Source organism: Siccirubricoccus deserti (assembly GCF_014283215.1).
Classification (GTDB): Bacteria; Pseudomonadota; Alphaproteobacteria; order Acetobacterales; family Acetobacteraceae; genus Siccirubricoccus; species Siccirubricoccus deserti.
Map to the genome: position 1 here is coordinate 127,306 of NZ_JACOMF010000006.1, position 23,736 is coordinate 151,041.

The window sequence follows — 23,736 nt, forward strand, 5'->3', positions numbered from 1 at the left end:
AAGGAACGTCATGGACACCAATGCCCCGGTGCTGATCGGCGCCGACACGCTCGAAGCCCTCGTTGCCAACATCTTCCGCGCCTCCGGCTGCGATGCGGCGGAAGCGGGGCGGATCTCCCACCACTTGCTCGGCGCCAACCTCGCCGGGCATGACAGCCATGGCGTGGTCCGGGTACCGCGCTATGTCGAGTGGCAGAAGGCCGGCTATGTTGTCGCCGGCCAGCAGGCGGAGATCGTCACCGACGGCGGCGCCTTCGCCGTGCTCGACGCCAAATGGGGGTTTGGCCAGACCGTGGCGCCGCAGGCGACCGCCCTCGGCATCGAGCGCGCGCAGCAGCACGGCACCGCCATCATCGCGCTGCGCAACGCCGGGCACATCGGCCGGGTCGGTGCCTATTCCGAGCAGGCGATCGCCGCCGGGCTGATCTCCATCCATTTCGTCAATGTCGCCGGCTCCGTGCTTGTGGCACCCTTCGGCGGCACGGAGCGGCGCTTCTCCACCGCGCCCTTCAGCGTCGGCGTGCCGACCGACCCACCGGTGGTGCTGGACTTCGCCACCTCCCGCGTCGCCGAGGGCAAGGTGCTGGTCGCCTCCAATGGCGGCAAGGCGCTGCCGGCGGATGCGCTGATCGAACCAGATGGCACATTGTCCGGCGATCCGCACACCCTCTATGGCGAGTATGAGCAGGTCGGCCCGCGCAGCCCCTCCAACGGCCTCGGCGCCATCCGCGCCTTCGGCGAGCACAAGGGCTCCGGTCTCGCCTTCATGTGCGAGCTTCTGGCCGGCGCCTTCACCGGCGGCGGCTGCTCCGGCCCGGTCGATGCGCGCGGCCGCATCGCCAATGGCATGCTCTCCATCTTCATCTCGCCCAGGCATTTCGGCACCGAGGCGGCGTTCCGGCAAACCGCCGAGGATTACGTCGCCTGGGTGAAATCCTGCCAGCCGGACACCCCGGGCGGCGAGGTGCTGGCGCCCGGCGAGCCGGAGGCGCGGCTGCGGGCCGAGCGGCTGAAGAACGGCGTGCCGCTGCAGCCGGACACCTGGGAATCCATCATCCGCTGCGCCCGCAGCCTCGGCGTCACCGTCCCGAACTGAGCTGATGTCCGAAACCCTGACTCCGGCGGCACGCTACCGCCGCTACGCCGATGCGCGCCGCCGCATCCTCACCGCCGCCTGGAATCGCGTGCCGCTGGCAAGCATCGCCCAGCAGGCCCGCGCCCTTACCATCTGGGACGGCAAGCGGGTGGTGCCGGGCATGGAGGAGCAGCTCGTCGCGGCCTTCGACCTCGGCATGCTCGACCCGCTCGGCGACCACGGCCGCGGCATCGACCGCCAGGCCAAGGCCGAGCCGCCGCCGCCCGGGAGCGACGAGGCGCGGATGCTGGCAGCCCTGCAGGCGACGCGCTTCGACATCTACCGTCTGCTTGGCCGCGGCGCCGAGGGCGGGGCCGCGGTGGAGCGCCTCGCCGATCAGGCGCCGATGACGATCTGGGACAGCTATCTGGGGGAGCGCACCGCCCCCGGCATGGTCTTCGGCGCGCGCCTGGCCTGGCCGGAGCCGGATCTGGCGCTGACCTGCGGCATCGTCGTCGCGGTGGACAGCCGGATGCTGGAACGGCTGCTGCTCGGCACCCCGCCGCAGCGCGGGCCGGTGATTCCGAGCAAGGTCGCCCCCGGCGATGCCGCGGCGATCCGGAAGCTGCTCGAGGAACCGGCCGCCCGGATGAAGCTGGAGACCCTGCCGGGCATCCCGGGCTTCGCCGCGCTGGTCTACCGCACCGCCATCGACCTCGGCCTGATGGGCCCGGTCCCCGGCCGCACCCCGCCCGAGGCCATGCCGCGGGGCTGAGCGGGATTTCCTCGCCGGGGCGGCTGCTCTAGACTTCGTTGCAGGGCGCGACAACGGCGCCGGTGTGACGAGGAAATGTCCATGCAGCGCAGAGGATTGCTGGCAGTCACCGGACTGCTGGCCATGCCGGCCATTGGGCGGGCGCAATCCGAGTATCCAGGCACCCGGCCGGTGCGCATCATCATGCCCTCCACCCCCGGCACCCCGCAGGATCTGTATTCCCGGCACCTGGCGGAGCATTGGAGCCGCACCCTCGGTGGCACCTTCGTGGTGGAGAACCGGGCTGGCGCCTCCGGCACCATCGGCCTCGCGCATGTCGCCAATTCGGCGCCGGATGGCTATACCCTGACCTTCAACTCCAACACCGCCCAGACCATCTCGCCGCAGGTGATGCGCAACCCGGGCTTCGACTCGCTGCGCAGCTTCGCGCCGGTGATGCTGGTCTACAAATATGGCATGTTCCTGCTCATCAACCCGCAGATTCCGGCGCGGAACACCCGTGAGTTCTTCGCCTGGGCCAAGGCCAAGCGCAGCGGCGTCAACATGGCGAGTGTCGGCCTCGGCAGCGGCGGCCAGTTGATGGGCGAGCGGATCAAGCTGCGCGGCGGCTTCCCGGCCGAGCCGATCCACTACCGCGGCAGTTCGCCGGCGCTGCTGGCGGTGTCGCAGGGCGAATGCGACTACATCATGGACAATGTCGGCGCCTCCGCCCCCTTGCGGAAGGAAGGGAAGCTGCGCGGCCTGTCGCTGACTGGCAGCAGCCGGGCGGCCGATGTGCCGGAGATCCCGACCCTGGCCGAGGAAGGCATTCCTGGCTTCGACGAGGAGATCTGGTTCGGCATCTCCGCTCCCGCCGGCACGCCGCGGCCGATCATCGATCGGCTGAATGCCGAGGCCAACCGCTGGCTGCGCACCGATTTCGTACGGGAGCGGATGACCGGCTTCTCGCATCAGCCGATGGGCGGCACGCCGGAAGCCTTCGCCGAATTCGCCGCCCAGGATCTCCGGATCTGGAGCGCGGTGGTGAAGGAGACCGGCGTGCGGGCGGAATAGGAACGCCCGTCAGGACCGCTGCGCAGCCTTACGGAGGGAAGGCCGGATGGTCCCTCCCGACCTGCGCCTCGGCATGGGCGCCCGCGGCCAGGATGCGGCAAGGTCCGGCAGCACTCCAACCCTGTCCGGGCCGTCAGGTACGCTGCTGCGGCTCCTCCACCGCCACCAGCCGGCGGATCGCCGCCAGCATCGCCGGCTGGTCCCATTCCGCGGCGCCCTCCAGCCGCGCCCGCTCTCGCCCCTGGCGGTCGATGATCAGGGTCGTCGGCAGCCCGCGCACGCCAAGCGCCCGGCCGGCGGCGCCGCGCGGGTCGAGCCAGAGGCCGAGATGCCGGATGCCGCGGTCCCGGTAGAAGGGCTCCACCTGGGCCCGGCCGCCGCGGTCGGAGGACAGCGCCAGCACCGTGATCCCCTCCGCCGCCAGCGCCGCCTGGGCGCGGTCGAGCGCCGGCATCTCGGCGACGCAGGGCGGGCACCAGGTGGCCCAGAGGTTGAGCACCAGCCCCTGGCCGGCGAAGTCACCGACGCCATGCGGCTTGCCCTCGGCATCGGTGAAGCCGAATTCGGGCAGCGGCCGCGGCGGGCTTTCCGCCAGCTTGCCGAGGCCATCGGCGCGGGCTTTGCGCCCGGCCAGCGCCGCCGCTACGGTCCCGGCCGCCGCCAGGGCCATGGCCCGACGCGGCGCCCGCAGAGACGAAAGTACCGGCATCGTGTCCCAACCCACCTCTGGCCCCTCCAACGGCATTTCCCTCGGCAGCAACGCCCAATGGGGCGGCCGCTTCGCCGCCGGTCCCTCGGCCATCATGCAGGCGATCAATGCCTCGATCGGCTTCGACCGCAAGATGTGGCGCCAGGACATCGCCGGCAGCCTCGCCCATGCTGCCATGCTGCGCCATGTGGGGATCATCTCGGCCGATGACGAGACGGCGATCCGGGACGGGCTGGGGGCGATCGCTACGCGAATCGAGGCCGGGGAATTCCCCTGGGACGAGGGCCTCGAAGACATCCACATGAACATCGAGGCCCGGCTCACCGAGGCGATCGGCGAGGCGGGCAAACGGCTGCACACCGGCCGCAGCCGCAACGACCAGGTGGCGCTGGATGTCCGGCTTTGGGTGCGGGATGCGATCGACGGCCTCTCCGGCCAGGTGAAGGACGTGATGCGGGCGCTGGTGGCGCGGGCGGCGGAACATGCCGGCACGGTGATGCCGGGCTTCACCCATCTGCAGCCGGCCCAGCCGGTGACCCTCGGCCATCATCTGCTGGCCTATGTCGAGATGCTGTCGCGCGACCTCTCGCGCCTTGCCGATTGCCGGGCGCGGATGAACGAAAGCCCGCTCGGCGCCGCGGCGCTGGCCGGCACCGGCTTCCCGATCGACCGGCACATGACCGCCGCCGCGCTCGGCTTCGACGGGCCGACCCGCAACAGCCTCGACAGCGTCGCCTCGCGCGACTTCGCGGCCGAGTTCCTGTTCGCCTGCGCCATGTGCGCCACGCATCTCTCCCGCTTCGCGGAGGAGATCGTGATCTGGACCAACCCCTATTTCGGCTTTGTCCGGCTGTCCGATGCCTTCACCACCGGCAGCAGCATCATGCCGCAGAAGCGCAACCCGGATGCGGCGGAGCTGGTGCGCGGCAAGACCGGCCGCATCTTCGGCGCGCTGATCGGGCTGCTGACGGTGCAGAAGGGTCTGGCGCTGACCTATTTCAAGGACATGCAGGAAGACAAGGAAGGCGTCTTCGACGCCGCCGAGAACCTGACCCTGAACCTCGCTGCCATTGCCGGCATGGTGCGCGACATGCAGCCCGATGTGGCGCGGCTGGAACAGGCGGCGGGCGCCGGCTTCTCCACCGCCACCGATTTGGCGGATTGGCTGGTGCGCAGCCTGAAGATGCCGTTCCGCGACGCCCACCACGTCACCGGCCGCCTGGTCGCCCGGGCCGAGGCCAAGGGCTGCGACCTCGCCGGGCTGACCCTGGCGGAGTTGCAATCGGAGGAGCCGCGCATCACCGAGGCGGTGTTCGGCGTGCTGACGGTGCGGGCCTCGGTCGCCTCCCGCACCTCCTTCGGCGGCACCGCGCCGGAGAATGTGGCGCAGGCGGCGGCGGCATGGCGGGAGAAGCTTGGATGATGCGCCTGACGACAGTGATGCTCGCCGTGCTCATGCTGGCCGGCTGCGGCCGGGTCGGCCCGCCGCGGCCGCCCGGGCCACCGGAGGCGGTGACCTTCCCGCGGGCCTATCCGGCACCGCCGCCGATGCCGGTCGAGGGGGAGACGATCCGGCGCTGAGGCTGCGGCGCAGTGGCGAACGGCGCTACCCCACCTGGGTCCACCGCGCGACCGAGGGCACGCCCTGCTGGTCCACCAGGAACAGCATGTACCAGCCGGCCGGAGCCACATTGGCGTTGCCGGGCACCGTCGCGCGCAGCGTGCCGCCATCGCGGCCCTGGATGGGTAAATCCACCAGCCGTTGCCCGCCATCGAAGGCATGGGTGGTGACGCAGTTCCGCATCAGCGACACAAAGCGGATGTTCGCGGCCTGCGGCGAGGCGATTGCGATGGTCTCGCCATGCGCGCAGCGCTCGGGCGCGCTGCCGATCACCGGCCGCGGGCCGCGGAACAGGTAGGGCGGGCTGTAGACCTCGAGCCGCATCTCCTCTTCCGGGTCGGGCGGCATCCATGTGACGGAATGCCCGCCATTCGGATTGCCGCCGGCGGTGACGACGCGGCCATCCGGCAGCAGCACCGCGGTCGAGTGGTAGAGGCGCGGCACCGCCGCCGTCGCCATGACGCGCCAGCTGTCGCTGGCGGGGTCGTAGAGTTCCGCCTGCAGCCGAGCACGCTCCAGCGCTTCCTGCTGCAGCGCGCCGCCGCTGGCGAAGACCGTGCGGTCCGGCAGCAGCACGGTGTTGTGGTGCATGCGCGGCAGGGCCATGGGCGCCGCGGCGGCATAGGCGGGGTTCGCCCCCCGCAGGTCCACGATATCCGCCTTGTCGGTGGCGTAGGTCGGGTCTTCCCGGTCGAAGGGGCCGCCGCCGCAGACCAGGATGCGCTGCTCCTGCGCCGGCGCCAGCAGGACGCTGTTCGACTGGTTGCGCAGCGCGAGGTCGCGGAGGCCGCCCACCATCTGCGCCGGCACCGGGTTCTGCGCGATGTTGAGAATGCTCGGCGGCGGCATCAGCGGGTCGTCCATCCGCCCGCCGGTGAAGAACACCCGCCCGTCGGCGAGCTGGAAGAGGTGGGCGTAGAGCGGCAGTCCCGCGAAATTCCCGGCGAGGTTCACCTGCTGCCAGGCATTGTTGGCCGCCGAGTAGATCTCCAGCACCTTCTTCTGCACCGGCTCAAGGCCGGAGGCGGCGAGCAGCCGGCCATCCCCCAGGGCGATGACGGTGGGATACCAGCGCTCATGCGCCATCGGTGCGAGGAAGGCCCAGCTGCGCGTCGCGGGGTCGAAGGCCGCGGCCTCCTTCCTGCCCTTGAAGGGATAGTCGATGGTGCCGCCCGCCGAGACCATCCTGCCATCGGGCAGGAAGGCGTCGCCGCCGCAGAACAGGTCGTAGACCTTCTGGTCCGCGGTGCGGAGCGTCGGCGGGTGGAAGAAGCTGTTGCCCGGCGGGTTCCACACCACGCTGACCGCCGAGCCCTTCGCCACATCGCCGAAATCAGGCGAGTCGAAACGGTTCTGGCTGCTGCCGGAGCCGGCGAAGAACAGCACCTCGCCGCCCGGCAGCAGCGCCGCATGCACGCCGAGCACGCCGGAGAGAAAGGGCAGCACCTCCCACTGGCCATGCACCGCCGGGTCGGGTTCGAGGTCGACCATCTGATAGAGCCCGGCATTCTGCCCGCCGGGATTGTCGACCATCAGCACCAGCAGCCGGTCGCGCCCACCGAGGCGCAGGGTGGCGATGCCGCCATGCTGGTTCTCCCAGGAGAACCAGTGCGGCACGCCGAGCCAGCTCTGCGACCAGGCGGCGACCGCGCCATTCGCGCCGAGGCCGGTGCCAAGGCGGAAGAAGGCCTGGTTCTGCCCGCCGTTGGCAGTGGCCGGCGCATTATCGATCTGGAAGACGACAAGGCCCGGCGCGCCGCCGCCGGTACCGGGCATGACCGCGATGTCGCCGCCCTGGTTCTCCCAGGAGAGCCAATCCGGCACATCCATCCAGGGCGTCCAGCCGCCGGCGATGGTGCCATTGGCGTCGAGCCCGTGGCCCAGGCGGTAGAGGCCACGATTGAGCTCAGGCCCGTTGTCGATCATGAAGACGATGAGGTCGCGCCGCCCCTGCGCGTCGGGCGGTGTCACCGCGATGCCGGCACCCTGGTTCTCCCAGGAAAACCAGTCCGGCACATCGATCCAGGGCGTCCAGCCGCCGGCGATGTTGCCGTTGGCGTCGAGGCCTCGGCCGATGCGGAACAGGCCGCGATTCTGCTGCGGCCCGTTGTCAACCATGAAGACGATGAGGTCCCGCCCGCCGCCGCCGAGATCCGCGATGGCAATGCCGGCGCCCTGGTTCTCCCAGGAGAACCAGTCGGGCACGTCGATCCATTGTGTCCAGCCGCCGGTGACCCTGCCCTCGGCGTCGAGGCTCCGGCCGATACGGAACAGGCCGCGATTCTGCTGTGGTCCGGCATCCACCATGAAGACGACGAGGTGCGGTGCGCCGCCCCCCGGCGGGTCGAGCACGGCGATGCCGGCGCCCTGGTTCTCGGCGGAGAACCAGTCGGGCACCGGGACGAAGCCGCGCGTCGGTGCCGGTGCTCCGCCGCCGGCGGGCTGCGCCCGGGCCGGGCGGACCAGGGCGGTGGCTATGGCGGCACCGGCTAGCGTTAGCGCGTCACGCCGGCTGGGTTGCGCGATGCCGAGGGGCGGTTTTCCGGACGAGGAAGGCGGATGTTGCGGCATGGCGATGGATCGCCTTGTTGGTGGGTGTCGCAGTCCAATGCGACCTTGAGGCCGCCGGAGCCCGACGGGAAATCAGGAAAGCGGGGGCTGCGCGAATCAGCGTGGCGAAGCCGGTCGGGCGCCATGAAAGGCCCGCCTGCTGCGGGTGAGACGCGGCGCGATCCTACCGCACGGCAGGGCTGATGGGGCCGATCGGTGACCAGGCGAGCCGTTCCGGTGGACGTCCGGTTACCTCGCCCTGGGGCAGGATGCTCCGCTCAATGCCGCGCTGCCGCTCGCAGTTGCTGCTGCTTCTGCTGCTGGCGCAGGCAGCGCCCGGCGTCTTGTGCGAAAGCACGTCGAGGCTGGCGCGGTTCGGGACGTGGGCGCCGGGCACGAAAGCATGCTCAGGCCGATCAGAGGTCCGAGAGCAGCCTCCATCCAGGTGATGGCGCCAGAATGGAGCGGGTTCCTCGTAAGGCACAAAGCGAAGGTAGCTTCGTGAGCTCGGTCGAACGGAAGCGTGCCCTACAGCGGATGGCGTTCATGTCTGAACCCGATCCGCCGTAGCCTTCGTTCGTGGAGCGGACTCCCGCTCCGGGGTATTCGCGCCCCGCCGCGACTGCCTAGAGCCGTTTCACGCAGGCTGGAAACAGACTGTGTGAGAATTCCGCTTCAGCGCCCCGGCAGCGTCGCCATGGCGCCAGCAAAGGCGGAGAGCGTCTGCTCCACATCGCGCGTGTCATGCGCCGTGCTGAGATAGTATTTGCTGTCGCCCTTCAGGATGCCGGCGGCGCGGAGCTGGGTGTTGACGTGCTTCTGCACCGCGGCGTCGCCGCGCAGGGTGCCGCGGTAGTCGCGCACCGGCTCGGCGCTGAACACCACGTCGAACAGGGTCGGTTCACCCAGCACCTGCGCCGGCAGCCCGGCCTTCTTCAGCATGCCATCGATCTCCGCCATCAGATGACGGCCGGTGGCGAAGACGCTGTCATAGGCGCCGGGGCGCTTCAGCACCGCCATCGTGGCGAGGCCGGCGACGGCGGCCACCGGGTTGCCCGAAAGCGTGCCGACCTGCATCAGGAATCCGTCGTCGCCGACCAGGCCACGGTCGAAATGCGCCATGATGTCGGCGCGCCCGGCGATCGCCGCCAGGGCGAAGCCGCCGCCGATGATCTTGCCGAGGGTGCAGAGGTCCGGCGTCACGCCGTAGTAGGATTGCGCACCGCCATAGCAGAAGCGGAATCCGGTCACCACCTCGTCGAAAATCAGCGGAATGCCGTATTGCGCGGTGATGTCGCGCAGCCCCTGCAGGAAACCGGGGGCGGGCGGGATCAGCCGCTGGAAGGGCTCGACGATCACCGCGCCCAGCTCGTCGTGATGCGCGGCGATCAGCGCCTTCGCGGTCTCCAGGTCGTTGAAGGGGGCGACCAGCACCTCCTCCTGCACCGAGCGCGGGATGCCGGCGCTGTCCGGCACGGCAACAGGGAAATTCGCCAGCTGCTTCGGGGCCAGGCTCATCAGCCCCCAATCGGACATGCCGTGGTAGCCGCCCTCGAATTTCAGGATGCGGTCGCGCTTGCGAAAGGCGCGGGCGACGCGCAGCGCGTACATATCGGCCTCGGAGCCGCTGCTGACGAAGCGCACCTGCTCGGCGCAGGGAAAGGCCTCGACGATCGCCTCGGCGAGGCGGATGCCATGCTCGTTGTTGGCGAAGAAGGTGGTGCCCTTCGGGATCTGCGCCAGCACCGCCTCGACCACCTCGGGGTGGGAATGGCCGATGAACATCGGCCCGGAGCCGAGCAGGTAATCGACGAACTCATTCCCGCTGACGTCCCAGACGCGGCCGCCGCGGCCCTCGCGCAGGATGATGTCCGAGGCGAAATTGCCGAAGCCCCCGGCCGGCAGCACGCGATGCGCCGCCTGCACCAACGCGGCTTCGGTGTCGCTGCGGGCGATGACGTTCATGCGCGGGCTCCTGTTGCTGCGGCGTGGCAAGCCTATAGGGTTTCAGATGAGGCGGAAACGGGTCGGCGCGGGATACCGCTCGGCCACGGTGCGGATCATCCCGCGGCAGGATCGGCCGGGTGTAGTCCCGGCTCTTCCACCGGCTGGCCACCCCGCCAGGGCAGGTGGGCGGCGGGCCAGCCGCTTGCCAGATCCGGGATGTTGCGCGGGCGGTCGGGCGCTGCCGGTGACCGCGACTCTGGCCAGTCGCCACACCACTTCGGTAACAGCAAGCGGGAATTTCGCGCGATGCGCGCGGAAAACCGGAAACTCTCGCGGCGTTGAGCCTTTCCAGGCGGGTAAGCCTGTTCAGGAGGCAGTGCCCGGGCAAATCACCCGGCGCATGACACGGAAAGGCGACGCCTTCCGGATTGGTCCCGCCATGACGGCACGATCAAGCCTTATCCAGCCGCCCAGCGTCCGAACAGGCCAGCTCGCGGCGGCACATAAGGGAGAAGCCATTGCTGGACGACGTCGATACTGCTGCCCGGCAGGTCATCGCTTCCTTGGTCTGGGCGCCTTCCTGGCTGGTCAGTCTCCTCGTGCTGGGAGCGGCGGTCCTGGTCGCGCTCGGCATCCATCGCGTCGTGTACCGGTTCATAACGCATCTGGTGAGCGGTCGGGATCTGTTCTGGCGCTCGTTAGTCGCGCGCACGAAGGGGCCGACGAAGCTCGGCTTCATCTTCCTCTGCGCCAATGCTGCGGTTTCGATCGCTCCGCTCACCTTGCGACAGACCTCGGTGCTGCGGCACCTGCTGCTGCTCTGCCTCATCAGCCTCCTCGGATGGGTGGCGATAACGGCGCTGCGGATCTGGACCACGGTCTATCTCCGGCGCTTCAAGCTTGATGCGGAGGATAACCTCCTCGCTCGCAAGCACGCGACGCAATCGCGCATCCTGCAGCGCGTCGCCTCCTCGTTGATCCTCGTCATCACCGCGGCCGTGGCGTTGATGACCTTCCCAGGCGTGCGGCAATACGGCGTCAGCCTCCTCGCCTCCGCCGGCGCCGCCGGTCTGGTGGTCGGCCTTGCGCTGCAGCCCGTACTGAAGAATTTGATCGCGGGCATCCAGCTCGCGGTGACGCAGCCCATCCGGATAGAGGATGCGGTGATCGTCGAAGGCGAATGGGGCAATGTGGAGGAGATCAACTCCACCTATGTGGTGGTGCGGCTGTGGGACTGGCGGCGCATGGTGCTGCCTCTGTCCTATTTCATCGAGCACCCCTTCCAGAATTGGACACGGGAAGGTTCGTCGCTGATCGGTACCGTGTTCCTCTATGTGGACTATACCGCGCCGGTGGGCCGCATGCGGGAGCAGCTGGAGGCGATCGCAAGAGCCTCTCGGCTCTGGGACCGTCAGGTGGTCAATATGCAGGTTACCGATTTCAAGCCGGATACGATGGAGATCCGTATGCTGGTCAGCGCCGGCAATGCGGGACGCGCCTTCGACCTGCGCTGCGAGGTGCGGGAGAAGATGATTGCCTGGCTGCAGGCCGAGCATCCCACATGCCTGCCACGCCGCCGTAGCGAGATCGTTGGCCTTCCGGAAGGCGCTGCCTGGATGGCGGAGCGGCCGGCCGAGGCGCGGCAAGCCTCGGCGGCCTGACCTGGCCCACACCTGGGACGATAGGGTGGCCGGCAAGCCTCACGGCATTACCCCCCCCCATGAGGTTGAGGTTCTCGGCGTGCTGCGGATCGAGAAAGGTCGCGTCGCCAAGCCGGCGTTGAATGGCCAAGGCAAGGTAGTGGATTGCGGGCTTGGGCGGAAAGCTGAAGCCGCACGGCGACTTCATCGGCCGGGTGCTGGCGCAGCCGCCCGTGCTGACTGTTCCTGAGCGGCCCGGCTGGCCAGGCCACGTGGCCTCAATGCGCTGCCGCCCCAGACCGCCACCGATGCCTTCGAGCTGGCTGCCGCAGCAATACTGGCGGCGCATGCCTTCGAATGGCTGCAATCCGCCGCGGCGGAGTACGACCGCGAAGTCAAACCGCACCGCGGTTCAGGGACGGTTGATCGGTCACAAGGTCAGCGGCCTTCAGTATCACCTAGCCCCGCGCGGCTGCCGCTTGCGGAAATCCGCCACCAGCTCCTCCAGCGTCACGAAGCGCACGCCGGGGTGCTTCAGCATATGGCCGATCAGCCGTTCCAGCATCATCAGCACCTGCGGCCGGCCGGAGACATCCGGGTGGACGGTCATCGGCACCACCGCGTAATCATATTCGCGGTAGATGAAGTCGAAATGGTCGCGCCAGATCTGCTCCAGCTGATGCGGCGAGACATAGCCGTGGCTGTTGGGAAATTTCTTGATGAACATCATCGGCGGCAGGTCGTCGAGGTACCAGCTCGCCGGCACCTCGACGAGGTCGGTCTCCCGCCCCTTGGTGAAGGGCTTCATCCAGCTTTCGGCGGGCTTCGCGTAGTCGATCGGCGTCCAGCCATCGCCGGTACGGACGTAATAGGGGATGCAGTCATGGTGCATCAGGCTGTGGTCATAGGCGATGCCGCGCTCGATCAGGATCTCGATGCTGGTGGCGCTCACCTCCCACCAGGGGGCGACATAGCCCACCGGCCTGCGGCCCCAGTGCTTCTCGATCAGCCCAATGCATTTGTCGAAGATCGCTTCTTCCTGCTGGCGGGACAGCGCCAGCGGGTTCTCATGGCTGTAGCCATGCAGTCCGATCTCGTGGCCGGCCTTCGCCACCATGTCGGTCGCCGCGGGGAAGCTCTCGATGGTGTGGCCAGGGATGAACCAGGACTGCTTCAGCCCGAAGCGCTCGAACAGCGTCAGGATACGCGGCATCCCGACCTCGGCGGCGAAGACGCCGCGGCTGATGTCGCCCGGGCTGTCCTCGCCCATATAGCTGCCGAGCCAACCGGCAACGGCGTCGCAATGGATGCTGAAGGCGCAGAGGATCTCTTTCGGCATCATTCCCTCCGGTCGTTGCTGCGCCGCCATTGCTCGATGGCGGCAATGGCCTCGGCGCCGCTGATCACATCGGCATAGCGGCGCTCGACGTCCTTCAGGTTCTGGTCATGCGCCGCCTGGTCGTGGTCGCCGACGCAATCCTGCGGGATCATCACCCGGAAGCCCAGTGAAAACGCGTCGATCACGCTGGCGCGGACGCAGCCGGAGGTGATGCAGCCGGTGACGATCACCGTATCCACCCGCTCCTTCGTCAGGATCGCCGCCGCTGGCGTGGCGAAGAAGATCGAGGGTGCCGATTTCATCAGCACCACATCCGGCCCGGCAGCGGCGATGCGTGGGTCCAGTTCGACCTGAGGTGTGCCTTTCAGCAGGTCGAGCGCCGGGGCGGCCTTCCAATGCGGCGCGGCACGGGGCGTGTCGTAGCCGTTGACGCAGGCGATCACCGGCAGCCCGGCCCGCTTCGCCGCGGCAATGACCGGCACGGTGTTGCGCACGGCCGCATCCACCATGGGCGCGCCGCCCATGGGGAATTCGGGGTCGATGAAGCCGCGCTGGAAATCGACCACCACGACGCCGATCTTCGCGCCGAAGCCGAGCGGACGGCTGCCATAGCCACGTTCAGCGTAGATATCCGACATGCAGGCGTCCTTCCGGCGGGTGTTGCGGCACGGGGATTGCAAACTCCATGCCCCGGAGGTGCGAGCATGGGCTGCCACATTTCCGCCGATACGCCTGGGCGTCGCGGCGATAGCATCGGGTTGCATCCGGCGCGGCATTTGCCCAGCAGAAGGGCACCGCGCGCTCCGGTGCTGCGCAGGGAGGAACAGGCATGACCGAGTTGGTGCGCGACCCTGGCCGGGTGCGCGATCTGGCCGCCGCCATGGCGGCCGGCACGCTGAGCGCGGAATCGCTGGTGCAGCGCTGCCTCGCCCGCATTGCCGAGGTCGATGGCCAGGTGCGGGCCTGGGTCCAGGTGCAGGCGGAGGCGGCGCTGGACGCCGCGCGCGTCCTGGATGCAGAGCGCGCCGAGGGGCGGCTGCGCGGACCGCTGCATGGCATTCCGGTCGCGGTGAAGGATGTGATCGACGTCGCCGGCCTGCCGACCCGGGCGAACAGCCCGAGCCGCGCCGACATCGCGCCGGCCACCGCCGATGCCACGGTGGTGGCGCATCTGCGCGCCGCGGGGGCGATCATCCTCGGCAAGGTCCACACCACCGAATACGCCTATTTCGAATCCCGGCCACCGACCCGCAACCCCTGGAATCTGGCGCGGACACCGGGTGGCTCCTCGGCCGGATCGGGCGCCGCCATCGCCTGCGGCAGCGTGCCGCTGGCGCTCGGGACGCAGACCGCGGGCAGCGTGAACCGGCCGGCGGCCTATACCGGTGTTGCCGCCTTCAAGCCCTCCACCTTGGCCATCGGCGGGACCGGCGTGGTGCCGCTCTCGCCTTCCTTCGACACGGTCGGGGCCTTCGGCGCCACGGCGCAGGATGCGGCACTGCTCGCCGCCGGCTATACGGCGGACCATCTGCGGCTGCGCGCGCCCGCGCCGGCGGTGCCGCGCATCGTGGTGCTGGAGGATGCGATGGTGGCGGCGAAGACCGCACACGCAACCGCGGCGCGGGTTGCCGCGCTGGCCGGCACCCTGACCGATGCCGGCCTCGCGCTGCGCCGCGCCAAGGCGCCGGTGCCGCTGGAGGTGCTGCTGGCGACACACCGCACGGTGATGCTGGCCGAACTCGGCCGTACCCATGCACGGCTGCCGATGGACGGCATCGCCCCGCGCATTGTCACCGATATCGCCACCGGCCTGGCGATCCCGGACGCCGAGTACCATGCTGCGCTGGCCAGCCTGGCTGGCCAGCGCGCCAGCTTCTGGGCCGGCTTCGATCCGGATGAGCTGCTGCTGCTGCCGGCCGCGCCGGACGTGGCGCCGGATGCCGGCACCACCGGCGACCCCTCCTTCGTCATCCCGACCACGGCGCTCGGCGGACCGGTGGCGACGGTGCGGGCCGGGCTGGCTGCGGATAGCGGCATGCCGGTGGGCGCGCTGCTGTTCGGCGCGCCTGGGGCGGATGCGCGGCTGGCCGGCTTCCTGCTGTCGGAACTCGGCACCAGGCTCGATCTGTAACGGCGGCGCCGGGTCAGGCCGCGTCGGCGGCAGGCATCCGGCCGCGGATGAAATCCGCCGCCTTCTCGGCGATCATCAAGGTCGTCGCGTAGGTATTGGCGGAGGGCATGTTCGGCATGATCGAGGCATCCACCACCCGCAGCCCCTGCATGCCATGCACCAGCAGGCGGTCATCGACCACGGCACCCGGGTCGGTGGCCGGGCCCATGCGGGCGGTGCCGATCAGGTGGTAGGTGGTGCTGCCGTTCCGCTTCGCGAAATCCAGCAACTCGTCATCGCGCTGCACCTCGCGGCCAGGCAGCGTCTCGGCCTCCAGATAGGGGGCCAGCTCAGGCGTGTTGAGCATCCGCCGCAGCAGCCGCATGCCGCCGAGATGCACCTGCCGATCCATCGGTGCCGAGAGGTAGTTGGGGTTGATCTCCGGGTCCTCGAACACATCCGCACTGCGGGCGCGGACCCAGCCGGTGCTCTCCGGCCGGTGCTGCCAGGCGCCGGCGGTCACGCCGGGGTAGTTGTCCAGCACATAGACCTTGCCCTCGGCATAGCTGCCCGGGGTGAAGACGCATTGCAGGTCGGGCGCGTCCATCCCCTCGAAGCTTTTCCAGAAGACATGCACATGGGAAGGCGAGGTGGCCAGGATGCTCGGCCGCTTCAGCCCCCAGCGGGCGATCTCGCGGCCGAGGCGAAGGCCGCGCGACAGCTCGTTCAATGTGGTGACGCCGGGCTTCGCCCGCATGACGAAGCGGGAGGCATAGTGGTCGCGGAAATTGCTGCCGACGCCGGGCAGCGCATGCACCAGCGGCACGCCGAGCCGTTCCACCAGCTCGGCCGGACCGATGCCGGAGACCTGCAGCAGTCGCGCCGTATTCACCGTGCCGGCGGAGACGATCACTTCCCGCCGGGCCAGCACCGTCCGTGGCGCCGCGCCGCGCGCCGCCTGGTAGCGTACGCCGATGGCGCGCCTGCCCTCGAAGAGGATGGCGCTGGCGCGGGCATTGGTGCGGACATTCAGGTTGCGGCGTGACATCGCCGGATGCAGGAAGCCACGCGCGGCGGAGACGCGGCGGCCATTCAGTATGGCGCGCTGGAAATAGCCGACACCGGCCTGATCGCCACTGTTGTAGTCCGGGTTGCGCGGGATGCCGAGACCGACGCAGCCGGCGATGAAAGCTTCAGACAGCGGGTGGATCCAGTCATTGTCGGTGACGGGAATGCCGCCGTCCCGCCCGCGCCGCGCCTCGTCGCCCAAGCCGATGCGGCGTTCGCTGCGCCGGAAATAGGGCAGGCAATCAGCATAGCCCCAGCCGCGGTTGCCGCGCTGCGCCCAATTGTCGAGGTCGGCCGGCTGGCCGCGGTTGTAGATCATGCCGTTGACCGAGGAGGAGCCGCCAAGCGTCCGCCCCTGCACCGTGCTGATGCGCCGGCCACCGGTCATCTCCAGCGGCTCGGTCTTGAACTGCCAGGTCACGCCCGGGTCGGCGAGGGTCTTGATGAAGCCGGCGGGGATATGGATGAAGGGGTTGCGGTCGGGCGGACCGGCTTCCAGCACGCAGACGGTGGTGGTGCCGTCCTCGGTCAGCCGATTGGCGAGCACCGAGCCAGCGGCGCCGGAGCCGATGATGACATAGTCGAAGCTGTCGGCGCCTGGGTACCGGGCATTCATTGCGATGCTTCCTGTGGAGTCAGCGGCCGAAGCGGGCGGACACCCTGCCGAGCACCCCGAAATCGGCGACGACAAGATCGTCGGCCTCGATTTCCAGCGGGGTGGTGCAGGTGCCGGTGGTGATGACCTGCCCTTCCCGCAGCGCCACCCCATCCGCCGCCTGGGCATTGGCCAGCCAGGTCAGCGCCAGCCGCGGGTCGCCCAGCACATTGGCGCCGAGCCCGGCCCGGGTGTAGCGCTCGCCGACCCGCACCTGCACCGGATGCGCGGCAAGATCGAGGTCGCGCCAGCCATCCGGCGCCGGCGGGCCGAGGACGAAGTGACGGGCGCAGGCGTTGTCGGCGGCGATCTGCGCCTCGCCGGCGGAAGCGACATCGGTGAAGCGGCTGTCCGGCACCTCGACCGCCGGATGGAGCGTGGCGACGGCCGCCATCACCTCCTCCATGCCGTAGGGCTGGATGCGGGCCGGCAGGTCTCGGCCCAGGCGGAAGGCGAATTCCGGCTCCGCCAGCCGCATCGCATTGCCGGCGAGGGGCACGCTGCCCGTCTCCGCCACCACCATCTCCGCCAGGATGCGTCCGGCCACCGGGCCGGTGAGGCCGATATGCGCCTGGCCGGCGGCGCTGGTGGCGGCGATCTTCCAGCCGTAGAGGGGCTGCGCGCTGCGGGCCTCGAACTGCGCCTGGATGGCATAGCCTTCGGCCCGAGTCGCCGGGCGCAGCGCCGCGGGCAGGCTGTCGATGCGGCTGCCCGCCTGCCAGTGCCGCCACAGCAGCGCGGCGGCGGTGGCGATATCCACCGGCATCAGCCCTGGTCCAGCCAGGCGCGGATCTCGGCGCCATGCTCGTCGAGGTCGGGGGCGCGGCGGCGGATGCGCGCGGGCGTGTCGCTGAGGTGCACCGGCGACGCCAGCGCCCGCTGCGGCCCGAGCGCCGGATCGTCGTATTCGGTGATGACGCCGCGCGCCTCCGCCTGCGGGTGGCGCAGCGCCTCGTCATAGCTCAGCACCGGCTCGGCGGGGATGCCGACGGCCTCGAATTGCGCCAGCCAATGGGCGCTGTCCTGCGTCGCCAAATACTCCTGCAGCAGCGGGATCAGCACGGCATTGTTCTTCACCCGCTGCGCATTGCTGGCGAAGCGCGGATCATCCGCCAGCGCCGGCTGGCCGATAATGCCGCAGAGGGCGCGCCAGAATTTCTCCTTGGAGGCGCCGAGGGTGATCCAGCCGTCCCGGGTGCGGAACACCCGGTAGGGCGCCGAGCCGCGATGCAGCTGGCCCAGCCGCTCCGGCTTCGTGCCCAGCGCCAGCACATGGGCCGCCTCATAGACGCCGAGCGACAGCCCGGCTTCCAGCAGCGACTGGTCGATGCGCTGGCCGCGCCCGGTGCGGTGCCGCGCCTGCAGCGCGCCGAGCACGGCGATGGCGGTGTACATGCCGGCGGTCACATCGGTGATGGCGATGGGCAGGCGATAGGGCTCGCCATCCGGCGGGCCGTTGCCGGCCATCAGCCCGGACATGCCCTGCGCCATCATGTCGAGCCCGCCATGCGTCGCCCAGGGCCCGGTCTGGCCGAAGCCGGAGATCGAGGCGTAGATCAGCCGCGGGTTCTCCGCCTGCAACGCCTCCCATCCCAGACCGAGGCGATCCAGCGTGCCGGGGCGGAAATTCTCCAGCAGGACATCGGCGCGCAGCGCGAGGCGGCGCACCACGGCGAGGTCGTCCTTGGCCTTCAGGTCGAGCGCGATGCTGCGCTTGTTGCGGTTCCATACCGCGAAGGGCGCGCCGCGTCCCTCGACGAAGGGCGGCATCCGGCGGGCGTCGTCGCCACCATCCGGACGCTCCACCTTGATGACGTCGGCGCCCATGTCGCCGAGCAGCATGGCGCAATAGGGGCCCGAGAGAAAATTGGTCAGGTCGAGGACGACCAGCCCATCCAGCGCCATCTCCATCCGCCTTGCCTCCCCAATGGCGGAAGTAAAGCCCCGGCCGTGGCTGGCAGCAACCGCGGCTTGACCGGCCCGGACCGCAGCCGGACAGTCCCGCGCAAAGGGAGTGAAGGCCATGGAAGCCAGAAGGCTGGTCGATCTTGCGCAAGTGATCCGCAGCAAGAACGCAGGACCGCTGCACCTGACGCTCGACATCATCTTCGCCGATGCCGAGGGCTTTGCCCTGGCCGCGCAATCTCCGGCGCTGGGGGCGGCGGCGATCGCCGGTCTCTATGGCGTGGCGCCGGCGACGGTGCAGGTGATTCCCTTCGCCGCGGCGAATGCCATCAAGGTGGTGCTGGACCGGCCGGTGGTGGCGGGCTCGCCCGGCGATGCCGATGTCTACGGCGCGCAGCAGCATCGGCCGCTGCTGAGGGTGGTGCTGTGAGCGTCATCGCCCGGCTGCGCGAGGACGGCCCGCGCCCCGGCCAGCCGCTGCGGGTGCTGGCGGCCTCCGGCCAGCTCGGCAACGGCATTCCGGAGCCGGCGCTGCGCGCGGGGGTGGCGCGGCAGCCGCATGTGATCGGCTGCGACATGGGCTCGATCGACCCCGGCCCGTATTATCTCGGTGCCGGGCAGATGGCGACCTCGCCGGCGGTCACCCGGCGCGACCTGCGGCTGGTGGTGCAGGCGGCGCGGCAGGCGAAGGTGCCGCTGCTGATCGGCAGCGCCGGCACCGCCGGGGCGGCGCCGCACCTGGCGGCGGTGCGGGAGATGCTGCATGGCATCCTGCGGGAGGACGGCCTGGCGCTGCGCGTCGCCGTCATCCACGCCGATATGGACCGCGCCTGGCTGAAGGCGATGGCGGCGGCAGGCCGGATGCGGCCGATCGGCGGCATCGGCGCGGCCACCGCGGCCGAGATCGACGGCGCCGCGCAGATCGTCGGCCAGATGGGCACCGAGGCTTTCCTGCGGGCGCTGGCGCTGGAGCCGGACATCATCCTCGCCGGCCGGGCCTGCGACACGGCGGTCTTCGCCGCGGTGCCGCTGCTGCTGGGCTATCCGCCGGCGGCGGCGACGCATATGGCGAAGATCATCGAATGCACCTCGCTCTGCTGTGTGCCGGGTGGCCGCGACGCCATACTCGGCACGCTGTACGGCGATGAATTCGAGCTGGAGAGCATGAACCCGGCGCGCGCCGCGACCCCGGTCTCGGTGGCGGCGCACAGCCTCTACGAGCAGGCTGACCCGTTGCAGGTGGCGGAGCCGGAAGGGGTGCTGAACCTCGCCGAGACGCGTTTCGCGGCGCTGGACGAGCGCCGGGTGCGGGTTGGCGGCGCGCGCTGGACGCCGGCGGTGCAGCCCAGCGTGAAGATCGAGGGCGCGAGCTGGTGCGGCGAGCGGGCGGTGATGCTCTCAGCCAGCTGCGACCCGAAGGTGATCGAGAATCGGAAGGCGATCCTCGCCGGTGTGCGCGGCATCGTCGCCGATATCCTGCCCGGCCAGGACTACGAGCTGCGGGCCCGGGTCTATGGCGCCGGCGCCTCCGGCCTGTTCCCTGGCATGGCGCCGCTGCCCGAGCCGGCGGAGGTGTTCTTCCTGCTGGAATGCATCGCCCCGACCGCCGAGCTGGCCAAGGCGGTGGTCGGCGTCGCCAAGCAGAATCTGTTGCACTTCGGCTTCCCTGGCCGGCTGTCCACCGGCGGGAACATCGCCTTTCCCTTCACCCCGCCGGAGCTGCCGGCCGGGCCGGCCTACCGATTCTCGCTCTATCACATCGCCGAATGCGACGATCTGGCCGCGGTCTTCCCGGTGGAGCTGGAAATCATGCGCTGAACTCGCTGGCGGCAGGCCGCCGCCGCCGATCGATGTGAGGTGCTGTTCGAGGCCGACCGGCGCGTCGAGCCTAGCGAGGCGGTGGGTGTCGTCGGCCTGAACGGCGCCGGCAAGACCACTCTGCTGCGGATGATCTCCGGCCTGCTGCGGCCACGCTCTGGCAGCCTGCGCTGCGGTGGGCAGGACCTGGCCATGCTGCCTGCGCTTATTCCCGGGCCACGCGGAGGCATTTCGAGCAGCGCCGCGACCACGTGTTCGAGATGTATAGGACGGGTCACGCCGGCTTGGCGCGCCGCCGCGTCGCCAACGCCGGCAGCACCGCCAGGGCGCAGGCGATGGACACCCAAAGGAAGCTGTCGCGGAAGGCCAGCATGCTGGACTGCGCCTGCAGGGTACGTGAGAGGAAGTTATAGGCTCCGGCCAGCCGCTCGGTCTCCGGCACGCCATCCTGGGCCAACAGTCCCTGGGTCAGGCGGAGGAATTCCTGGGTGCCGGAGTTGCCGGGATTCTGGGTCGGCGTCAGCGATTGCGCATGCAACTCGGTATGCTGCTCCAGCACCACGGAGAGCAGGTTCACCCCCAGCGCACCGCCGAACTGTCGGGCGAAATTGATCCCGCCCGCGCCCTGGCCGAGGAAGCGCGGCGGCAGCGCCCGCAGCGCCCCGGCATTCATCGAGGGCATGGTAAGCCCGAGCCCGATGCGCCCGACCATGATCCACAGCGCCATGGTCCAGAAGGGCGTATCGGTATCGACGCCGCGCAGCAGCCAGCAGGACAGCGCGAACAGCAACAGGCCGGCCACCACCGGCTGCCAGACCGGAATCCGGTCGGCCAGCCTTCCGGCGATGGGGAAGACCACCACCATGATCAGCCCCGCCGGCATCAGCACCAGCCCTGCCCGCGTCGCGGTGTAGCCCTGGATGGTCTGAACGAAGAGGGGGATGAGATAGGTAGTGCCGAAGATGCTGGCGCCGTAGACCAGCGCCACCGCGAAGGCGGCGGCGAAGCCGCGGTTGGCGAAGACTCGCGGGTTCATCAGCGGCGCCGGCGTGCGCATCTCCCAGCCCAGGAACAGTGCGGCGGCCAGGCCGGCGAGGCCGAGCTCGACCAGCACGCGGTTCGACCCCCAGCCCTCGCGCTGGCCGCTGGACAGGCCGGTGAACAGCGCCAGCAGCGCGACCAGCAGCAGCGCGAAGCCGGGCGCGTCGAACCGCCGCCGCGGCCCATCCTCGGCACGGTCCGGCATGAACACCATGGCCAGGGCGACACCGATCAGCGCCGGCGGGACGGAGAGGAAGAACACGCTCCGCCAGCCGTAATTATCCACCATGACGCCGCCGAGCGTCGGCCCCAGTGCTGGCGCCAGGACGATGCCGACCGCGGCGATGCCCATGGCGGAGCCGCGCTTCTCCGGCGGGAAGACCTGGAAGATGATCTGGGTGCCGAGCGGCTGCATCATCCCGGCCGACGCACCCTGCAGGATGCGCCCGAGGATCAGCAGGCCCTCATTCGGCGCGAAGCCGGAAACGACGGAGCCGGTCAGGAAGATCACCACCGCCCCGGCATAGGTGGCGCGGTAGCCGAAGCTTTCGGTGAACCAGGCGTTCAGCAGCATGGTGCCGGTGACGGCGGCGAGGAAGCCGGTGGAGAGAAGCTGCGCATGGTCCTGGCCGATGCCGAAGGCGCCCATCACATCCGGCAGCGCGACATTGACGATGGTGGAGGCAAGGATGGTCGAGAGCGTGCCGATGATGGCGGTGATGGTGACCAGCCAGCGGTAGGATGGGCCGAAGCGCTTGCCGAGCGTCTCCAGCGTCCGCTCACTCAATGGCGCTGGCCTCGACCTGCACCATCATCCCGGGCCGCAGCAGGCCAGGCTCCGGCGCCGGACGCAACGCGATCCGCACCGGCAGGCGCTGGGTGATCTTGGTGAAATTGCCCGAAGGGTTGGGGCTCGGCAGCAGGGCGAATTCGCTGGTGGCGGCGCTGGCGACGCGTTCCACCACCCCGTCGAAGCGCCGGCCGGGCAGCGCATCCACCGTGACCCGCACCGCCGTGCCGGGACGGAACCAGCGGATCTCGGTCTCCTTCACATTCGCCTCCACCCGCACCCGCGTCGGGTCGTGCAGCATCAGCACCCGCTGGCCGGCGGCGACATACTCGCCGGGGTCGATGAACACCCGGTCGATGCTGCCGTCGAAGGGCATCAGGATGCTGCGGTCGCGCAGGTCGAGCGCGGCGCGGTCGCGCTGCGCCGCCAGCTCGCGCGCCTGCGGCTCCAGCGATTCGATCTGGCGGCGCAGCACCCTCAGCTCCTCCCGCGCTGCCGTCGCGGCGGCGATCTGTGCCTCGGCATTGAGGATCTCGGCGGTGGCGCCCAGCACCTTCTGTCGCGCCGCATCCAGCAGGCTGCGGGTCTGGTCGTGGCGCTGCCGCGTGCCGCTGCCGCTAGCCATGAGCTGCATGGCGCGGCCGTACTCGGCCTCGGCGAAGACCCGCTCGGCCTCGGCGGCGGGCAGGGCGGCGCGGGCCACCTCCAGCTTCGCGCGGCTGCCGGCCTCGGCGCTGCTGGTCTGCAGGTCGACCATCGCCAGCCGCGCCTCCAGCTCGGCCCGCCTTGCGTCGACGCTGGCCAGCCGGGCTTCCAGCTCACGCAGCATGATTTCCGATTCGCGGCTATCGATGCGCACCAGCAGGCTGCCCCGGCTGGCGATGTCACCGGCGATGACCCGCACCTCGGCGACCCAGCCCGGGACGCGGGAGGAGACGGTGATCATGTCGGCGGCCACCCGGGCGTCATCGACGAAGACCAGGGTGACGAAGCGGTGGATGAACCAGGCGGCACCGGCGGAGGTCGCCAGCAATGCCGCCACCAGCCCCAGCAGCCGCAGCCGCCGCGCCAGGCCGCGATCGGGCGCGAACAGCTTGCGGGCAGCGCTAGGCTGGCCGATGTCCATCGGGATCCTCCTTGGGGCCCGGGTCCGGCGGCGGCGCCAACCCGACGAGGATGCGCTCCAGCACGGCGAGGCAGGCGGCGAGCTCGGCTTCCGGAATGGCCGCCATGATCTCCGCCCGCACCTGGGTCGCCGCGCCTTCGATCCGGTGGATCAGCGGGCCGGCCTTGTCGGTCAGGTGCAGGGTCTTGGCGCGGCGGTCGAGTGCTGATTCGCGCCGTTCGACCAGCGCCTCCGCCTCCAGCCAATCCAGCGTGCGGACCAGCGTCGGCCCCTCGATCGACAGCAGGGCCGCGAGCTGCTTCTGGGTCAGCCCATTGCCGCCGCGCGACAGCGTCAGCAGCGCCAGCCAGCGTGCCTCGGTCAGCCCGTATTCGGCGATGCGCGCGTCCAGCCGCGCCCGCCAGCGCCGCGAGATCTGCGCTATCGTGATGCCGATGCGCCATTGGGTATGGGCGAGGGAGGAACCGTCCCGCATCCGGCTACAGTAGGATGCCAGCGAATAGCTAGGAAGCTA

20 protein-coding genes and 1 pseudogene are annotated in these 23,736 nt (G+C 70.0%); 10 read left to right on the forward strand and 11 right to left on the reverse strand.

From position 1 onward, the window contains the following. The first annotated feature begins 10 nt into the window (after positions 1-10). The 3 genes from H7965_RS07745 to H7965_RS07755 all read left to right on the forward strand — a co-directional run bounded on the left by H7965_RS07745 (position 11) and on the right by H7965_RS07755 (position 2,903). On the forward strand, positions 11-1,096 hold the full coding sequence (locus H7965_RS07745; protein WP_186769992.1) for a malate/lactate/ureidoglycolate dehydrogenase: 1,086 nt from the start codon (positions 11-13) through the stop codon (positions 1,094-1,096). A gap of 4 nt (positions 1,097-1,100) precedes the next feature. After that, complete coding sequence (locus tag H7965_RS07750) at positions 1,101-1,850, forward strand: hypothetical protein (protein ID WP_186769993.1); 750 nt, start codon at positions 1,101-1,103, stop codon at positions 1,848-1,850. Positions 1,851-1,931: 81 nt separating this feature from the next. Further along, positions 1,932-2,903, forward strand: coding sequence for a Bug family tripartite tricarboxylate transporter substrate binding protein (locus H7965_RS07755; RefSeq protein WP_186769994.1), 972 nt, complete (start codon positions 1,932-1,934; stop codon positions 2,901-2,903). 133 nt (positions 2,904-3,036) lie between these two features. On the opposite strand, the gene H7965_RS07760 is transcribed toward H7965_RS07755, so the two are convergent. After that, entirely contained in the window at positions 3,037-3,612 is a 576-nt protein-coding gene (locus H7965_RS07760; RefSeq protein WP_186769995.1) for a TlpA family protein disulfide reductase, read from the reverse strand. Here H7965_RS07760 and argH point away from each other — a divergent pair. Together argH and H7965_RS07770 are read left to right on the forward strand one after the other, a co-directional pair. Beyond that, entirely contained in the window at positions 3,572-5,035 is a 1,464-nt protein-coding gene (gene argH / locus H7965_RS07765; protein ID WP_186769996.1) for an argininosuccinate lyase, read from the forward strand. The two genes, H7965_RS07760 and argH, sit on opposite strands and share 41 nt — an antisense overlap. After that, complete coding sequence (locus H7965_RS07770; protein WP_222440508.1) at positions 5,032-5,193, forward strand: hypothetical protein; 162 nt, start codon at positions 5,032-5,034, stop codon at positions 5,191-5,193. Before argH ends, H7965_RS07770 begins: the two co-directional genes overlap by 4 nt. Positions 5,194-5,218: 25 nt before the next feature. Here H7965_RS07770 and H7965_RS31680 read toward each other — a convergent pair whose 3' ends face one another. Together H7965_RS31680 and H7965_RS07780 are read right to left on the reverse strand one after the other, a co-directional pair. Further along, a complete protein-coding gene (locus H7965_RS31680; RefSeq protein WP_186769998.1) occupies positions 5,219-7,630 on the reverse strand; it encodes a glyoxal oxidase in 2,412 nt (803 codons plus the stop codon). Positions 7,631-8,458: 828 nt separating this feature from the next. Then, positions 8,459-9,748: an aspartate aminotransferase family protein gene (locus H7965_RS07780; protein WP_186769999.1), complete on the reverse strand. Its 1,290-nt coding sequence runs from the start codon at positions 9,746-9,748 to the stop codon at positions 8,459-8,461. 500 nt (positions 9,749-10,248) lie between these two features. Between H7965_RS07780 and H7965_RS07785 the strand changes: the two genes are divergently transcribed. After that, positions 10,249-11,391 carry a mechanosensitive ion channel family protein gene (locus H7965_RS07785; RefSeq protein WP_186770000.1) on the forward strand — a complete coding sequence of 381 codons (1,143 nt, stop codon included), beginning with the start codon at positions 10,249-10,251 and terminating at the stop codon, positions 11,389-11,391. A gap of 433 nt (positions 11,392-11,824) precedes the next feature. Here H7965_RS07785 and H7965_RS07790 read toward each other — a convergent pair whose 3' ends face one another. Both H7965_RS07790 and H7965_RS07795 read right to left on the reverse strand, forming a co-directional pair. Beyond that, entirely contained in the window at positions 11,825-12,709 is an 885-nt protein-coding gene (locus tag H7965_RS07790) for a polysaccharide deacetylase family protein (RefSeq protein WP_186770001.1), read from the reverse strand. Next, complete coding sequence (locus tag H7965_RS07795; RefSeq protein ID WP_186770002.1) at positions 12,709-13,347, reverse strand: isochorismatase family protein; 639 nt, start codon at positions 13,345-13,347, stop codon at positions 12,709-12,711. Before H7965_RS07795 ends, H7965_RS07790 begins: the two co-directional genes overlap by 1 nt. A gap of 191 nt (positions 13,348-13,538) precedes the next feature. On the opposite strand from H7965_RS07795, the gene H7965_RS07800 reads away from it, so the two are divergent. After that, positions 13,539-14,840 (forward strand): amidase, encoded by a 1,302-nt coding sequence (locus H7965_RS07800; RefSeq protein ID WP_186770003.1) that lies wholly within the window; start codon positions 13,539-13,541, stop codon positions 14,838-14,840. 13 nt (positions 14,841-14,853) lie between these two features. Here the strand turns inward: H7965_RS07800 and H7965_RS07805 are convergent, their stop codons facing one another. From H7965_RS07805 to H7965_RS07815, 3 genes are read right to left on the reverse strand one after another with little or no spacing between them, the layout of a single operon-like run. After that, a complete protein-coding gene (locus tag H7965_RS07805; protein WP_186770004.1) occupies positions 14,854-16,503 on the reverse strand; it encodes a GMC family oxidoreductase in 1,650 nt (549 codons plus the stop codon). Between the two features lie 19 nt (positions 16,504-16,522). Beyond that, complete coding sequence (locus H7965_RS07810) at positions 16,523-17,308, reverse strand: 2-keto-4-pentenoate hydratase (RefSeq protein ID WP_186770005.1); 786 nt, start codon at positions 17,306-17,308, stop codon at positions 16,523-16,525. Continuing rightward, complete coding sequence (locus tag H7965_RS07815; RefSeq protein ID WP_186770006.1) at positions 17,308-18,453, reverse strand: CaiB/BaiF CoA transferase family protein; 1,146 nt, start codon at positions 18,451-18,453, stop codon at positions 17,308-17,310. Before H7965_RS07815 ends, H7965_RS07810 begins: the two co-directional genes overlap by 1 nt. A gap of 112 nt (positions 18,454-18,565) precedes the next feature. On the opposite strand from H7965_RS07815, the gene H7965_RS07820 reads away from it, so the two are divergent. From H7965_RS07820 to H7965_RS07830, 3 genes and pseudogenes are all read left to right on the forward strand, one after another. After that, positions 18,566-18,877, forward strand: coding sequence for a DUF4387 domain-containing protein (locus H7965_RS07820; protein WP_186770007.1), 312 nt, complete (start codon positions 18,566-18,568; stop codon positions 18,875-18,877). Continuing rightward, positions 18,874-20,265 carry an acyclic terpene utilization AtuA family protein gene (locus H7965_RS07825; protein ID WP_186770008.1) on the forward strand — a complete coding sequence of 464 codons (1,392 nt, stop codon included), beginning with the start codon at positions 18,874-18,876 and terminating at the stop codon, positions 20,263-20,265. The genes H7965_RS07820 and H7965_RS07825 overlap by 4 nt, the downstream gene beginning before the upstream one ends. Positions 20,266-20,304: 39 nt before the next feature. Beyond that, positions 20,305-20,448 (forward strand): annotated as a pseudogene (locus H7965_RS07830) (ATP-binding cassette domain-containing protein); the annotation flags it as partial. 91 nt (positions 20,449-20,539) lie between these two features. Here the strand turns inward: H7965_RS07830 and H7965_RS07835 are convergent. The 3 genes from H7965_RS07835 to H7965_RS07845 are packed head-to-tail and all read right to left on the reverse strand — an operon-like array spanning position 20,540 to position 23,697. Further along, positions 20,540-22,093 (reverse strand): DHA2 family efflux MFS transporter permease subunit, encoded by a 1,554-nt coding sequence (locus tag H7965_RS07835; protein WP_186770009.1) that lies wholly within the window; start codon positions 22,091-22,093, stop codon positions 20,540-20,542. Next, positions 22,086-23,222, reverse strand: coding sequence for an HlyD family secretion protein (locus H7965_RS07840; RefSeq protein ID WP_186770010.1), 1,137 nt, complete (start codon positions 23,220-23,222; stop codon positions 22,086-22,088). Before H7965_RS07840 ends, H7965_RS07835 begins: the two co-directional genes overlap by 8 nt. Continuing rightward, positions 23,203-23,697 (reverse strand): MarR family transcriptional regulator, encoded by a 495-nt coding sequence (locus H7965_RS07845; RefSeq protein ID WP_186770011.1) that lies wholly within the window; start codon positions 23,695-23,697, stop codon positions 23,203-23,205. Before H7965_RS07845 ends, H7965_RS07840 begins: the two co-directional genes overlap by 20 nt. Positions 23,698-23,736 lie beyond the last annotated feature (39 nt).